Here is a 14,918-nt window from a genome sequence, read left to right on the forward strand (position 1 = left end):
CGATGGTAGTGTGGGGTTTCCCCATGTGAGAGTAGGTCATCGTCAAGATTAAATTCCGAAACCCCTATCTGCGCATGCAGGTAGGGGTTTTGTTTTTGTCCGCAGGAAAATCTGTCACCCCGGGTTTCTATGCAAGGGCTCAGGGCGTGGCTATCATGCGGGCCTCATTGTGAGGCGAGACCTGCATGCTGACGTTGTTAGAGCTTCTTAAAGATGGCCGATTCCATTCGGGCGAGGCGCTGGGCGCTGCCCTGGGTATCAGTCGCAGTGCTGTGTGGAAGCAGCTTCAGCATCTTGAGGCTGAGCTGGGGTTGTCTATTCATAAGGTTCGAGGACGCGGCTATCAACTGGCTGCGCCGTTGACTCTGCTTGATCCCGTGGAGGTAGAGCGACTGGCTCCCTCTTGCAAATGGCCAGTTCTGGTCTTCGACTCTCTTGATTCCACCAATGCCGAAGCCTTGCGCGCCATCGAGCGGCACCAGGTTGCGCCTTTTGTTGTGCTTGCCGAGCGGCAGACTGCGGGCCGCGGGCGGCGAGGGCGAAAATGGGTCAGTCCATTCGCAGAGAATATCTATTACAGCCTGGTCTTGCGGATCGAGGGGGGCATGCGCCAGCTGGAGGGCTTGAGCCTTGTCGTGGGGCTCGCCGTCATGCAGGCCTTGCGCGAGCTTGGTATTCCCGGTGTGGGCTTGAAATGGCCCAACGATGTGCTGGTAGGGCAGAAGAAGATCGCCGGCATCCTGCTTGAGTTGGTGGGGGACCCTGCCGACGTCTGTCACGTGGTGCTGGGTGTCGGGATTAATGTAAACATGCAGATGACCGATGAAGTCGACCAGCAATGGACGTCCATGCGCCTGGAGTCGGGCAGGGCGTTTGATCGCAATCGCCTGGTCGCGCAGCTGGGGGAAATGCTGCAGAAGTACCTGGCTCGCCATCAGGCGGATGGCTTTTCGGCAATCCAGGCTGAGTGGGAGCAGCATCACCTGTGGCAGGGGCGTGCGGTGTCGTTGATTGCGGGTGCAAACCAAATAGATGGCGAAGTGCTGGGCATCGATGGTCAGGGTGCGCTGCGCTTGAAGGTGGGTGATGTGGAAAAAGTCTTCAGTGGCGGTGAGCTAAGTCTGAGGTTGCGTCATGATTCTTGAGCTCGACTGCGGAAACAGTTTCATCAAGTGGCGCGTCCTCGAGGCGAATGCCCGTCAGGTCGTGGGAGAGGGTGTCGTCGATTCCGACCTGGCATTGCTTGAGGGTGTAAAAGAGATTCAAGGCCTTGCACTGAAGTTCTGTCGCCTGGTGAGTGTCAGGACGGCCGAAGAAACCGGTGACTTGATTGCCCGGCTGAAGGCGACCTTCGATATTTCAGTGGTCTGTGCAGCCCCCACAGAGGCAATGGCCGGTGTTCGCAACGGCTATAAGGAATTCGAACGACTGGGCCTTGATCGCTGGCTGGCGCTGCTGGGAGGTTTTCATCTGGCGTCTGGCGCCTGCCTTGTACTTGATTTTGGTACGGCGGTGACTGCGGACTTTGTTGCCGGGAATGGAGAGCATCTCGGAGGGTTCATATGCCCTGGGATGCCATTGATGCGAAACCAGCTGCGCACCCACACCCGCAAGATTCGTTATGGAGATCTGGCGGCTGAGCGCGCCTTGGAGCGGCTTGTTCCAGGTCGTACAACGGTCGAGGCGGTTGAGCGCGGCTGCCTGCTGATGCTTCGGGGGTTCGTTCTGACGCAGCTGGAGATGGCGCGTGGTTATTGGGGGGAGAGTTTTACGGTATTCCTCACTGGTGGCGATGCGGCGCTGGTCAGCGAGATCGTGCCTGAGGCCCGGGTGGTTCCCGACCTGGTGTTCGTCGGCTTGGCGATGGCATGCCCTTTGTCCTGAGGTCTTTATGCGTTGGTTGTTTCTGCTGCTGCTCGTTCTCAATGTGTTCTATTACGTCTGGCATCAACAGGAGGCCCCCCTGCGAGCCAAGGATGTGACGCCCCTGAGCTTGTATCGCGGCTCCCAGCAGGACATTCGTCTCTTGAGCGAGGCGACGGACAAGGCCAAGGATAAAGGGCAGGTGGCGCAGGCAGAGGCGGAGTGCCTATATCTGGGTGGTTTTACTCGCCAGGAGGTCGAGCAAGCGCTTGAACGCAGGTTGACCGGCATGGGCGTGAAGTATCAGTCGCTGCCGCCCAGTGCCGCTGAACCCCCTGCGTACTGGGTCCGAGTGGCCCCTGAAAGCAAGCGCTGGCTGGATGACCTGCAGCTGATAAACCTTTCTAGAGAATTCAATGAGTTAAAACATAAAATAATGCTGTGTGGGGGGGTTGCACCCACCGAATAGTTTGCATAGAATGGCGCCCGCTCCACAGCGAAGACCTAAAGCGGTCAACGAGGTGAGGCGAGGTCAACGCAGATAAGCTCAGGATTTTAATGAGAAAAATGCTTGACAGAAGGCTGGCATGATGTAGAATGCCGGCTCGCTTAGGAGGGGTTCCCGAGCGGCCAAAGGGATCAGACTGTAAATCTGACGTCTACGACTTCGAAGGTTCGAATCCTTCCCCCTCCACCATTTTTAGCGAGAGCTGCAAGCCTCGCGGGTATAGTTTAGTGGTAGAACCTCAGCCTTCCAAGCTGATGATGCGGGTTCGATTCCCGCTACCCGCTCCACGTTTGCAGGTTTTGCACAGTGTTACGCTCTTGTAGCTCAGTTGGTAGAGCACACCCTTGGTAAGGGTGAGGTCAGCGGTTCAAATCCGCTCAAGAGCTCCATATAACAAGGCAGATATGAAAATATCTGCCTTTGTTTTAATGGCCTGGTTGTGTTTCGTTGTGCTTGAGGGCGGTTTGAGTCCCAGGTGCTGGTGGGGTGCAAGGGTCATTGAGTAAGTGTTGTAAAGTCTTTTTCGGGCCTGCATAATGGTCGGCCTGATTTTGTTTTAGGTCAGTAGCTCAATTGGCAGAGCGACGGTCTCCAAAACCGTAGGTTGGGGGTTCGATTCCCTCCTGACCTGCCAGATTCACTCGGTGTGTCTGGCTTTCTTTTCACAGGATCTTCATAGATGACTCCTAAAGCTGAAGCTCAAGGCTCGCGCTTAGATCTGCTCAAGTGGCTAGTAGTAGTCGCTTTGGTGGCTGTTGGCGTTGTTGGCAATCAGTATTACTCTGCTTCGCCAATCCTGTACCGCGTGCTCGCTTTGCTTGTGATCGCTGCTGTAGCTGCCTTTGTAGGCCTGCAGACGGTCAAGGGCAAGTCTTTCTTTGTACTGGTTAAGGAAGCGCGCACCGAGATTCGTAAAGTCGTATGGCCAACTCGCCAAGAAACCACGCAGACCACGTTGATCGTTGTGGCTGTTGTCCTGGTTATGGCGTTGCTGTTGTGGGGTCTTGATTCCCTGCTCGGCTGGCTTGTTTCCTTGATTGTCGGCTAAGGGTGTCCCGTGGCTAAGCGTTGGTACGTTGTGCATGCTTACTCCGGTTACGAGAAGCATGTTATGCGCTCGCTGATCGAGCGCGTGAAGCTGGCTGGCATGGAAGATGGCTTCGGCGAAATTCTGGTTCCCACTGAAGAAGTGGTTGAAATGCGTAATGGCCAGAAGCGCAAGAGCGAACGTAAGTTCTTCCCTGGCTATGTGCTGGTCCAGATGGATATGAACGAGGGTACTTGGCACTTGGTCAAGGATACTCCTCGTGTGATGGGCTTCATCGGCGGTACTGCCGATAAGCCGGCACCGATCACGGATAAAGAGGCAGAAGCGATTCTGCGTCGCGTCGCCGATGGTAGCGACAAGCCTAAGCCGAAGACGTTGTTCGAGCCGGGCGAGTCGGTGCGCGTCAATGACGGTCCGTTTGCCGATTTCACCGGCACGGTCGAAGAAGTCAACTACGAAAAGAGCCGGATCCAGGTCGCAGTGCTCATTTTCGGACGCTCTACCCCGGTAGAGTTGGAGTTCAGTCAGGTCGAAAAGGTCTAACTGAACAAGCATCCCAACCCCGCAGCCTTAGGCTGTGGGGTTTTGTCGTCACTGGGATAAACGCGCAAGTAACCGGGGAGCCTTTCGAGGCGTTTGAACCCGTAATTGGAGTGCCTCATGGCCAAGAAGATTACCGCTTACATCAAGCTGCAAGTGAAGGCCGCTCAGGCTAACCCAAGCCCACCTGTTGGTCCTGCTCTGGGTCAGCACGGCGTGAACATCATGGAATTCTGCAAGGCTTTCAACGCCCGTACTCAGGGTCTTGAGCCAGGTCTGCCGACTCCAGTGATCATCACTGTCTACAGCGACCGTAGCTTCACGTTCGAAACCAAATCCACCCCTGCTTCGGTTCTGCTGAAGAAGGCGGCCGGTCTGACCAGCGGTTCCGCTCGTCCGAACACCGTTAAGGTTGGCACTGTAACCCGTGCTCAGCTGGAAGAAATCGCGAAAACCAAAAACGCGGATCTGACTGCAGCTGATATGGAAGCAGCCGTGCGTACTATCGCCGGTTCTGCTCGTAGCATGGGCCTTAACGTGGAGGGTGTGTAATGGCTAAGCTGACCAAGCGTCAAAAGGCTATCGCCGGCAAAATCGAAGCAGGCAAGGCCTACAACTTTGTAGACGCCGCTGCTCTGCTGGCTGAGCTGTCGACTGTCAAGTTCAGCGAGTCGTTCGACGTTGCTGTAAACCTGGGTGTTGACCCGCGTAAATCCGACCAGGTCGTTCGTAGCGCTACTGTGCTGCCACACGGCACTGGCAAGACCGTTCGCGTTGCTGTGTTCACCCAGGGTCCAGCTGCTGAAGCTGCTCTGGCTGCCGGCGCTGACCGTGTAGGCATGGACGACCTGGCTGCCGAAATGAAAGGCGGCGACCTGAACTATGACGTAGTGATCGCATCCCCGGATGCCATGCGCGTTGTAGGTCAACTGGGTCAGATCCTCGGTCCACGTGGTCTGATGCCTAACCCGAAAGTCGGCACCGTAACTCCAGACGTAGCTACCGCGGTTAAAAACGCCAAGGCTGGTCAGGTTCGTTATCGCACCGACAAAAACGGCATCATCCACACTTCCGTTGGCAAGATCGGCTTCGACGCCGTCAAGCTGAAGGAAAACGTTGAAGCCCTGATCGCTGATCTGAAGCGTATCAAGCCAGCTTCCTCGAAAGGCATCTACGTCAAGCGCGTTACCCTGAGCACCACTATGGGCCCAGGTCTGGTTATCGACCAGAGCTCGCTGGACGCGTAAGACACAGATTGGCGCGAGTGATCGCGCCAATTGAAAAATTGGGGTCCCTGCCTGGCGGGGGCTATCCAAGACCGTAGGCGACGCAAGTCTTAAACCACAAGCCTACGCAGATGGTGCTCCCGGTTCCTTACCGAATCAGACACCAAAACGACATCCGGTTTCGACCAGATGAAACGGTAACAAGCAGGAGTTAAACCCGTGGCAATTAAACTCGAAGACAAGAAGGCCATCGTCGCTGAAGTCAACGAGGCTGCCAAAGTCGCTCTGTCCGCTGTCGTGGCTGATGCCCGTGGCGTAACAGTAGGCGCGATGACCGGACTCCGTAAAGAGGCTCGTGAAGCTGGCGTTTACGTACGTGTTGTACGTAACACCCTGCTCAAGCGCGCTGTTGCTGACACTGAATTCAATGTCCTCAACGACGTGTTCACTGGCCCTACCCTGATTGCCTTCTCCAAGGAACATCCAGGCGCTGCTGCCCGGATCTTCAAAGAGTTCGCAAAGGGTCAGGACAAGTTCGAGATCAAGGCAGCTGCGTTCGAGGGCAAGTTCCTCGCAGCTAACCAAATCGACGTACTGGCAACTCTGCCGACCCGTGACGAAGCAATTTCTCAGCTGATGAGCGTGATTCAAGGCGCTACCAGCAAATTGGCTCGTACTCTGGCGGCAATTCGCGACCAGAAAGAAGCTGCTGCAGCCTAAGGCTCGTCAACTTCTCGCGTTTTTTGTTTTTTTCGATGGTCGCGTAGGCCGTCCCCAATATCAGGAATTAGATTCATGTCTATCTCTCAGAACGATATCCTTGAAGCAGTTGGCAACATGTCCGTAATGGAAGTTGTTGAGCTGATCAAAGCTTTCGAAGAAAAATTCGGTGTTACCGCTGCTGCTGCATCGGCAGGTCCTGCCGCTGCTGCTGCCGTTGTTGAAGAGCAAACTGAATTCAACGTCATGCTGACCGAAGCTGGCGAGAAGAAAGTTAACGTGATCAAGGCAGTACGTGAACTGACCGGTCTGGGCCTGAAAGAAGCCAAGGCTGTAGTTGACGGCGCTCCTGCCATGGTTCTGGAAGCTGTTGCCAAAGACGCAGCTGACAAAGCCAAAGCAACTCTGGAAGAAGCAGGCGCTAAAGTCGAGCTGAAGTAAGCATCGACTTTGCGTCTCCAGCCCGAGCGTTAAGCGACAGGCTGATGGCTGGTGGCTCTTGCCACCGGCCTTTTTCCGTTATTGGCAGCCGACTGGGTCGGTGCCGGTAACGAGCTGTAACCACCCGATGCGGTGGCGCAAACCATGGGGTTTGCACGATTTTCTGGCTGCTCCCGTCGGGAGGGGCCAAACAAGCAGGTGACCAAGCTGGGGAACGCTGATGGCTTACTCATATACTGAGAAAAAACGTATCCGCAAGGACTTTAGCAAGTTGCCGGACGTCATGGATGTGCCGTACCTCCTGGCCATCCAGCTGGATTCGTATCGTGAATTCTTGCAAGCGGGAGCGACTAAAGATCAGTTCCGCGACGTGGGCCTGCATGCGGCCTTCAAATCCGTTTTCCCGATCATCAGCTACTCCGGCAATGCTGCGCTGGAGTACGTCGGTTATCGCCTGGGCGAACCGGCATTTGATGTCAAAGAATGCGTATTGCGCGGTGTAACTTACGCCGTACCTTTGCGGGTAAAAGTGCGCCTGATCATTTTCGACAAAGAATCGTCGAACAAAGCGATCAAGGACATCAAAGAGCAAGAAGTCTACATGGGTGAAATCCCCCTGATGACTGAGAACGGTACCTTCGTAATCAACGGTACCGAGCGTGTAATCGTTTCCCAGCTGCACCGTTCCCCTGGCGTGTTCTTCGACCACGACCGTGGCAAGACGCACAGCTCCGGTAAACTGCTGTACTCCGCGCGCATCATTCCTTACCGCGGTTCGTGGCTGGACTTCGAGTTCGACCCGAAAGACTGCGTGTTCGTGCGTATCGACCGTCGTCGCAAGCTGCCTGCATCGGTACTGCTGCGCGCGCTCGGCTATACCACTGAAGAAGTGCTGGACGCGTTCTACACCACCAACGTATTCCACGTTAAGGGCGAGACCCTGAGCCTGGAGCTGGTGCCTCAGCGCCTGCGCGGTGAAATCGCTGTCCTCGATATCCAGGACGACAAAGGCAAGGTTATTGTCGAGCAAGGTCGTCGTATCACCGCTCGCCACATCAACCAGCTGGAAAAAGCCGGGATCAAAGAGCTGGATGTGCCTCTGGACTACGTCCTGGGTCGCACAACCGCCAAGGTCATCGTGCATCCGGCAACCGGCGAAATCCTGGCAGAGTGCAACACCGAGCTGAACACCGAGATCCTGGCGAAAATCGCCAAGGCCGGCGTTGTTCGCATCGAAACTCTGTACACCAACGATATCGACTGCGGTCCGTTCGTCTCCGACACGCTGAAGATCGACTCCACCAGCAACCAACTGGAAGCGCTGGTCGAGATCTATCGCATGATGCGTCCTGGCGAGCCGCCAACCAAAGACGCTGCCGAGACTCTGTTCAACAACCTGTTCTTCAGCCCTGAGCGCTACGACCTGTCTGCGGTCGGCCGGATGAAGTTCAACCGTCGTATCGGTCGTACCGAGATCGAAGGTTCGGGCGTGCTGTGCAAGGAAGACATCGTCGCGGTACTGAAGACCCTGGTCGACATCCGTAACGGTAAAGGCATCGTCGATGACATCGACCACCTGGGTAACCGTCGTGTTCGCTGCGTAGGCGAAATGGCCGAGAACCAGTTCCGCGTTGGCCTGGTACGTGTTGAGCGTGCGGTCAAAGAGCGTCTGTCGATGGCAGAAAGCGAAGGCCTGATGCCGCAAGACCTGATCAACGCCAAGCCAGTGGCTGCGGCGGTGAAAGAGTTCTTCGGTTCCAGCCAGCTGTCGCAGTTCATGGACCAGAACAACCCGCTGTCCGAGATCACCCACAAGCGTCGTGTTTCTGCACTCGGCCCTGGCGGTCTGACGCGTGAGCGTGCCGGCTTTGAAGTTCGTGACGTACACCCGACGCACTACGGTCGTGTTTGCCCGATCGAAACGCCGGAAGGTCCGAACATCGGTCTGATCAACTCCCTGGCCGCCTATGCGCGCACCAACCAGTACGGCTTCCTCGAGAGCCCGTACCGTGTGGTGAAAGACGCTCTGGTCACCGACGAGATCGTGTTCCTGTCCGCCATCGAAGAAGCCGATCACGTGATCGCCCAGGCTTCGGCCACGATGAACGACAAGAAAGTCCTGATCGACGAGCTGGTAGCTGTTCGTCACCTGAACGAGTTCACCGTCAAGGCGCCGGAAGACGTCACCTTGATGGACGTATCGCCGAAGCAGGTAGTTTCGGTTGCAGCGTCGCTGATCCCGTTCCTCGAGCACGACGACGCCAACCGTGCGTTGATGGGTTCGAACATGCAGCGTCAAGCTGTACCGACCCTGCGCGCTGACAAGCCGCTGGTAGGTACTGGCATGGAGCGTAACGTAGCCCGTGACTCCGGCGTTTGCGTCGTGGCTCGTCGTGGCGGCGTGATCGACTCCGTCGACGCCAGCCGTATCGTGGTTCGTGTTGCCGATGACGAAGTTGAAACCGGTGAAGCCGGTGTCGACATCTACAACCTGACCAAGTACACCCGCTCCAACCAGAACACCTGCATCAACCAGCGTCCGCTGGTGCGTAAAGGTGATCGGGTTCAGCGTAGCGACATCATGGCCGACGGTCCGTCCACCGACATGGGTGAACTGGCTCTGGGTCAGAACATGCGCATCGCCTTCATGGCATGGAACGGCTTCAACTTCGAAGACTCCATCTGCCTGTCCGAGCGTGTTGTTCAGGAAGACCGTTTCACCACGATCCACATCCAGGAACTGACCTGTGTGGCCCGTGACACCAAGCTTGGCCCAGAGGAAATCACTGCGGACATCCCGAACGTGGGTGAAGCTGCACTGAACAAGCTGGACGAAGCCGGTATCGTTTACGTAGGTGCTGAAGTTGGCGCAGGCGACATCCTGGTCGGTAAGGTCACTCCGAAAGGCGAGACCCAACTGACTCCGGAAGAAAAACTGCTGCGTGCGATCTTCGGTGAAAAAGCCAGCGACGTTAAAGACACCTCCCTGCGCGTACCTACCGGTACCAAAGGTACTGTCATCGACGTACAGGTCTTCACCCGCGACGGCGTTGAGCGTGATGCTCGTGCCCTGTCGATCGAGAAGTCCCAGCTGGACGAGATCCGCAAGGACCTCAACGAAGAGTTCCGTATCGTCGAAGGCGCTACTTTCGAACGTCTGCGTTCCGCACTGGTCGGCCACAAAGCCGAAGGCGGCGCCGGCTTGAAGAAAGGCCAGGACATCACCGACGAAGTTCTCGACGGTCTTGAGCACGGCCAGTGGTTCAAACTGCGCATGGCTGAAGATGCTCTGAACGAGCAGCTCGAGAAGGCCCAGGCCTACATCGTTGATCGTCGCCGTCTGCTGGACGACAAGTTTGAAGACAAGAAGCGCAAACTGCAGCAGGGCGATGACCTGGCTCCAGGCGTGCTGAAAATCGTCAAGGTCTACCTGGCAATCCGTCGTCGCATCCAGCCGGGCGACAAGATGGCCGGTCGTCACGGTAACAAGGGTGTGGTCTCCGTGATCATGCCGGTTGAAGACATGCCGCACGATGCCAATGGCACCCCGGTCGACGTCGTCCTCAACCCGTTGGGCGTACCTTCGCGTATGAACGTCGGTCAGATCCTTGAAACCCACCTGGGCCTCGCGGCCAAAGGTCTGGGCGAGAAGATCAACCGCATGGTTGAAGAGCAGCGTAAAGTTGCCGAGCTGCGCAAGTTCCTGCACGAGATCTACAACGAGATCGGCGGTCGTCAGGAAAGCCTCGATGACTTCTCGGACCAGGAAATCCTGGACCTGGCTCAAAACCTGCGTGGCGGCGTTCCAATGGCCACTCCAGTGTTCGACGGCGCCAAGGAAAGCGAAATCAAGGCCATGCTGAAACTGGCAGACCTGCCAGAAAGCGGCCAGATGCAGCTGACCGACGGCCGTACCGGCAACAAGTTCGAGCGCCCGGTTACCGTTGGCTACATGTACATGCTGAAGCTGAACCACTTGGTAGACGACAAGATGCACGCGCGTTCTACCGGTTCGTACAGCCTGGTTACCCAGCAGCCGCTGGGTGGTAAGGCGCAGTTCGGTGGTCAGCGTTTCGGGGAGATGGAGGTCTGGGCACTGGAAGCATACGGTGCCGCTTACACTCTGCAAGAAATGCTCACAGTGAAGTCGGACGATGTGAACGGCCGTACCAAGATGTACAAGAACATCGTGGATGGCGATCACCGTATGGAGCCGGGCATGCCCGAGTCCTTCAACGTGTTGATCAAGGAAATTCGTTCCCTCGGCATCGATATCGATCTGGAAACCGAATAACACGTGACGCGAATCGAGAGCGGGGCAGCACTGCCCGCTCTCTGCTCCGCCAGGAGGAAAGGCCTTGAAAGACCTACTGAATTTGCTGAAAAACCAGGGTCAAGTCGAAGAGTTCGACGCCATCCGTATCGGATTGGCATCGCCTGAGATGATCCGTTCGTGGTCGTTCGGTGAAGTTAAAAAGCCGGAAACCATCAACTACCGTACGTTCAAACCCGAGCGTGACGGCCTGTTCTGCGCCAAGATCTTTGGCCCGGTAAAGGATTACGAGTGCCTGTGCGGTAAGTACAAGCGCTTGAAGCACCGTGGTGTGATCTGCGAGAAGTGCGGCGTTGAAGTCGCGCTGGCAAAAGTTCGTCGTGAGCGCATGGCGCACATCGAACTGGCCTCGCCAGTTGCCCACATCTGGTTCCTGAAATCGCTGCCGTCGCGTATCGGCTTGCTGATGGACATGACCCTGCGCGATATCGAACGCGTTCTCTACTTCGAGAGCTACGTCGTTATCGATCCAGGCATGACCACCCTTGAAAAAGGTCAGCTGCTCAACGACGAGCAGTACTTCGAAGCGCTGGAAGAGTTCGGCGACGATTTCGATGCCCGCATGGGTGCCGAAGCTGTCCGCGAACTGCTGCACGCTATCGACCTGGAACACGAGATTGGCCGTCTGCGTGAAGAAATTCCGCAAACCAACTCCGAAACCAAGATCAAGAAGCTGTCCAAGCGTCTGAAGTTGATGGAAGCCTTCCAGGGTTCCGGCAACCTGCCAGAGTGGATGGTGCTGACCGTTCTGCCGGTTCTGCCGCCAGACCTGCGTCCACTGGTCCCGCTGGATGGCGGTCGCTTCGCGACTTCCGACCTCAACGATCTGTATCGTCGAGTGATCAACCGTAACAACCGTTTGAAGCGCCTGCTGGATCTGTCCGCTCCGGACATCATCGTGCGCAACGAAAAGCGTATGTTGCAGGAAGCTGTCGATGCACTGCTCGACAACGGTCGTCGTGGCCGCGCTATCACCGGTTCCAACAAGCGTCCTCTGAAATCCCTGGCTGACATGATCAAGGGTAAGCAGGGTCGTTTCCGTCAGAACTTGCTCGGTAAGCGTGTTGACTACTCCGGTCGTTCGGTAATTACCGTAGGCCCGACCCTGCGTCTGCACCAGTGCGGTCTGCCGAAGAAGATGGCTCTCGAGCTGTTCAAGCCGTTCATTTTCGGCAAGCTGGAAATGCGTGGTCTGGCGACCACCATCAAGGCTGCCAAGAAGATGGTCGAGCGCGAACTGCCAGAGGTTTGGGACGTTCTCGCTGAAGTGATTCGCGAACACCCGGTTCTTCTCAACCGTGCACCGACCCTTCACCGTCTGGGTATCCAGGCGTTTGAACCGGTACTGATCGAAGGTAAGGCTATCCAGCTGCACCCGCTGGTCTGCGCCGCGTACAACGCCGACTTCGACGGCGACCAAATGGCCGTGCACGTACCGCTGACGCTGGAAGCCCAGCTCGAAGCGCGTGCGTTGATGATGTCGACCAACAACATCCTGTCGCCAGCCAACGGTGAGCCAATCATCGTTCCGTCGCAGGACGTTGTATTGGGTCTGTACTACATGACGCGTGAAGCGATCAACGCCAAGGGCGAAGGTCGTGTGTTCGCGGATCTGCAGGAAGTTGACCGTGTGTTCCGTGCCGGCGAAGCCGCACTGCACGCCAAGGTCAAAGTGCGGATCAACGAAACCGTCAACGACCGTGATGGCGGCAGCGTGACCAACACCCGTATCGTCGACACCACTGTCGGCCGTGCGCTGTTGTTCCAGGTTGTGCCAAAAGGTCTGTCGTACGACGTCGTCAACCTGCCGATGAAGAAAAAGGCGATCTCCAAGCTCATCAACCAGTGCTACCGCGTGGTTGGTCTGAAAGAGACCGTGATCTTCGCTGACCAGTTGATGTACACCGGTTTTGCCTATTCGACCATTTCCGGCGTTTCCATCGGCGTTAACGACTTCGTTATCCCGGATGAAAAAGCCCGCATCATCGGTGCTGCCACCGACGAAGTGAAAGAGATCGAAAGTCAGTACGCCTCCGGCCTGGTAACCCAGGGCGAGAAGTACAACAAAGTGATCGACCTTTGGTCCAAGGCGAACGACGAAGTTTCCAAGGCGATGATGGCCAACCTCTCGAAAGAGAAAGTCATCGACCGTCATGGCGTCGAAGTCGACCAGGAGTCCTTCAACTCGATGTACATGATGGCCGACTCGGGTGCGCGGGGTTCCGCAGCACAGATTCGTCAGCTGGCCGGTATGCGTGGCCTGATGGCCAAGCCGGACGGTTCCATCATCGAAACGCCGATTACTGCGAACTTCCGTGAAGGTTTGAGCGTACTCCAGTACTTCATCTCCACTCACGGTGCTCGTAAAGGTCTGGCGGATACCGCGTTGAAAACGGCGAACTCGGGTTACCTGACCCGTCGTCTGGTAGACGTGGCGCAAGACCTGGTTGTAACCGAGATCGATTGCGGCACCGAACACGGTCTGCTGATGACTCCGCACATTGAAGGCGGTGACGTAGTAGAGCCGTTGGGTGAGCGCGTATTGGGTCGTGTTATCGCCCGTGACGTATTCAAGCCAGGTACCGAGGACGTTATCGTTCCTGCCGGCACCCTGGTGGACGAGAAGTGGGTCGAGTTCATCGAACTCAACAGCATCGACGAAGTGATCGTACGTTCGCCGATCAGCTGCGAAACCCGTTTCGGTATCTGCGCCAAGTGCTACGGTCGCGACCTGGCTCGTGGTCACCAGGTGAACATCGGTGAAGCGGTCGGCGTTATCGCTGCCCAGTCCATCGGTGAGCCGGGTACCCAGCTGACGATGCGTACGTTCCACATCGGTGGTGCGGCAAGCCGGACCTCCGCAGCCGACAGCGTTCAGGTGAAGAATGGCGGTACCGTCCGTCTGCACAACCTGAAACACGTTGAGCGAGTGGATGGTCACCTGGTTGCTGTGTCCCGTTCCGGTGAGCTGGCTATCGCTGATGACTTCGGTCGTGAGCGCGAGCGCTACAAGCTGCCGTACGGCGCCGTGATTTCGGTTAAAGAAGGTGACAAGGTCGACGCTGGCGCAATCGTGGCCAAGTGGGATCCGCACACTCACCCGATCGTTACCGAAATGAAAGGTACCGTGACCTACGTGGGCATGGAAGAAGGCATCACGATCAAGCGTCAGACTGACGAATTGACCGGTATGACCAACATTGAAGTACTCGACGCCAAAGACCGTCCAGCTGCCGGCAAGGATATCCGTCCTGCTGTGAAGATGGTCGATGACAACGGCAAGGATCTGTTGCTGCCAGGCACTGACGTTATCGCTCAGTACTTCCTGCCAGCCAACGCCCTGGTCGGTGTGGCGGACGGTGCGAAGATCGCGATCGGTGATGTTATCGCGCGTATCCCGCAAGAAACTTCGAAGACCCGTGACATCACCGGTGGTCTGCCGCGTGTTGCCGACTTGTTCGAAGCTCGTCGTCCGAAAGAAGCGTCGATCCTGGCTGAAGTCAGCGGCACCATCGCGTTCGGTAAAGAGACCAAGGGCAAGCGCCGTCTGGTTATCACCCCGAACGACGGTAGCGATCCGTATGAAGAGCTGATTCCGAAGTGGCGTCACCTGAACGTGTTCGAAGGCGAACAGGTAAACCGCGGCGAAGTTATCTCCGACGGCCCGAGCGATCCACACGACATCCTGCGTCTGCTGGGTGTGAGTGCGCTGGCCAAGTACATCGTCAACGAGATCCAGGACGTTTACCGTCTGCAAGGCGTGAAGATCAACGACAAGCACATCGAGACCATCCTGCGTCAGATGCTGCGTAAAGTTGAAATCGCTGAATCCGGCGATTCCAGTTTCATCAAGGGCGACCAGATGGAATTGACTCACGTTCTGGTAGAGAACGAGCGTTTGAGCGGCGAAGACAAGTTTGTCTCCAAGTTCACTCGCGTTCTGCTGGGTATCACCAAGGCGTCGTTGTCCACCGAATCGTTCATCTCGGCGGCTTCCTTCCAGGAAACCACCCGCGTACTGACCGAAGCGGCGGTAACCGGCAAGCGCGATTACCTGCGCGGCCTGAAAGAAAACGTGGTCGTGGGTCGTCTGATCCCGGCTGGTACCGGTCTGGCTTATCACAGCGAGCGTAAGCGTCGCCGTGATGCAGACAAGCCGTTGCGCGTGAGCGCCAGTGAAGTGGAAGCTGCACTGACCGAAGCGCTGAACTCGAGCGGTAACTGAGTTCTGCGGTAAAT

11 protein-coding genes and 4 tRNA genes are annotated in these 14,918 nt (G+C 56.6%); all 15 read left to right on the forward strand.

The annotated features are described in order from the left end of the window. Nucleotides 1-185 precede the first annotated feature (185 nt). A complete protein-coding gene (gene birA, locus SOP85_RS22670) occupies nucleotides 186-1,145 on the forward strand; it encodes a bifunctional biotin--[acetyl-CoA-carboxylase] ligase/biotin operon repressor BirA (RefSeq protein WP_274074385.1) in 960 nt (319 codons plus the stop codon). Then, complete coding sequence (locus SOP85_RS22675; protein ID WP_323628301.1) at nucleotides 1,135-1,884, forward strand: pantothenate kinase; 750 nt, start codon at nucleotides 1,135-1,137, stop codon at nucleotides 1,882-1,884. The genes birA and SOP85_RS22675 overlap by 11 nt, the downstream gene beginning before the upstream one ends. Before the next feature lie 7 nt (nucleotides 1,885-1,891). Beyond that, nucleotides 1,892-2,332, forward strand: a complete 441-nt coding sequence (locus SOP85_RS22680; protein WP_274074387.1) for a hypothetical protein — start codon at nucleotides 1,892-1,894, stop codon at nucleotides 2,330-2,332. Nucleotides 2,333-2,475: 143 nt separating this feature from the next. Beyond that, a tRNA-Tyr gene (locus SOP85_RS22685) sits at nucleotides 2,476-2,560 on the forward strand. A 24-nt stretch (nucleotides 2,561-2,584) separates the two neighbouring features. Then, nucleotides 2,585-2,658: transfer RNA gene (locus SOP85_RS22690), tRNA-Gly, on the forward strand. A 26-nt stretch (nucleotides 2,659-2,684) separates the two neighbouring features. After that, nucleotides 2,685-2,760 (forward strand) — tRNA-Thr (locus SOP85_RS22695). 169 nt (nucleotides 2,761-2,929) lie between these two features. Continuing rightward, nucleotides 2,930-3,005: transfer RNA gene (locus SOP85_RS22700), tRNA-Trp, on the forward strand. A 45-nt stretch (nucleotides 3,006-3,050) separates the two neighbouring features. Next, nucleotides 3,051-3,419, forward strand: a complete 369-nt coding sequence (secE, locus tag SOP85_RS22705; protein WP_274074388.1) for a preprotein translocase subunit SecE — start codon at nucleotides 3,051-3,053, stop codon at nucleotides 3,417-3,419. Between the two features lie 9 nt (nucleotides 3,420-3,428). After that, on the forward strand, nucleotides 3,429-3,962 hold the full coding sequence (gene nusG / locus SOP85_RS22710) for a transcription termination/antitermination protein NusG (RefSeq protein WP_007933727.1): 534 nt from the start codon (nucleotides 3,429-3,431) through the stop codon (nucleotides 3,960-3,962). A 117-nt stretch (nucleotides 3,963-4,079) separates the two neighbouring features. Next, nucleotides 4,080-4,511, forward strand: coding sequence for a 50S ribosomal protein L11 (gene rplK / locus SOP85_RS22715; RefSeq protein ID WP_007933726.1), 432 nt, complete (start codon nucleotides 4,080-4,082; stop codon nucleotides 4,509-4,511). Then, the gene (gene rplA / locus SOP85_RS22720; RefSeq protein WP_003186095.1) at nucleotides 4,511-5,206 is read left to right on the forward strand and encodes a 50S ribosomal protein L1; all 696 of its coding nucleotides are present in this window, start codon (nucleotides 4,511-4,513) and stop codon (nucleotides 5,204-5,206) included. The genes rplK and rplA overlap by 1 nt, the downstream gene beginning before the upstream one ends. A gap of 198 nt (nucleotides 5,207-5,404) precedes the next feature. Continuing rightward, complete coding sequence (gene rplJ, locus SOP85_RS22725) at nucleotides 5,405-5,905, forward strand: 50S ribosomal protein L10 (RefSeq protein WP_077186327.1); 501 nt, start codon at nucleotides 5,405-5,407, stop codon at nucleotides 5,903-5,905. Between the two features lie 75 nt (nucleotides 5,906-5,980). Beyond that, nucleotides 5,981-6,346 (forward strand): 50S ribosomal protein L7/L12, encoded by a 366-nt coding sequence (gene rplL / locus SOP85_RS22730; protein ID WP_034148078.1) that lies wholly within the window; start codon nucleotides 5,981-5,983, stop codon nucleotides 6,344-6,346. A 220-nt stretch (nucleotides 6,347-6,566) separates the two neighbouring features. Next, nucleotides 6,567-10,640: a DNA-directed RNA polymerase subunit beta gene (gene rpoB / locus SOP85_RS22735; RefSeq protein ID WP_008018199.1), complete on the forward strand. Its 4,074-nt coding sequence runs from the start codon at nucleotides 6,567-6,569 to the stop codon at nucleotides 10,638-10,640. A 64-nt stretch (nucleotides 10,641-10,704) separates the two neighbouring features. Further along, entirely contained in the window at nucleotides 10,705-14,904 is a 4,200-nt protein-coding gene (rpoC, locus tag SOP85_RS22740) for a DNA-directed RNA polymerase subunit beta' (protein WP_008065703.1), read from the forward strand. The last annotated feature ends 14 nt before the right edge of the window (nucleotides 14,905-14,918 follow it).

It is taken from the genome of Pseudomonas sp. YuFO20, assembly GCF_035064975.1.
Classification (GTDB): domain Bacteria; phylum Pseudomonadota; class Gammaproteobacteria; order Pseudomonadales; family Pseudomonadaceae; genus Aquipseudomonas; species Aquipseudomonas putida_AE.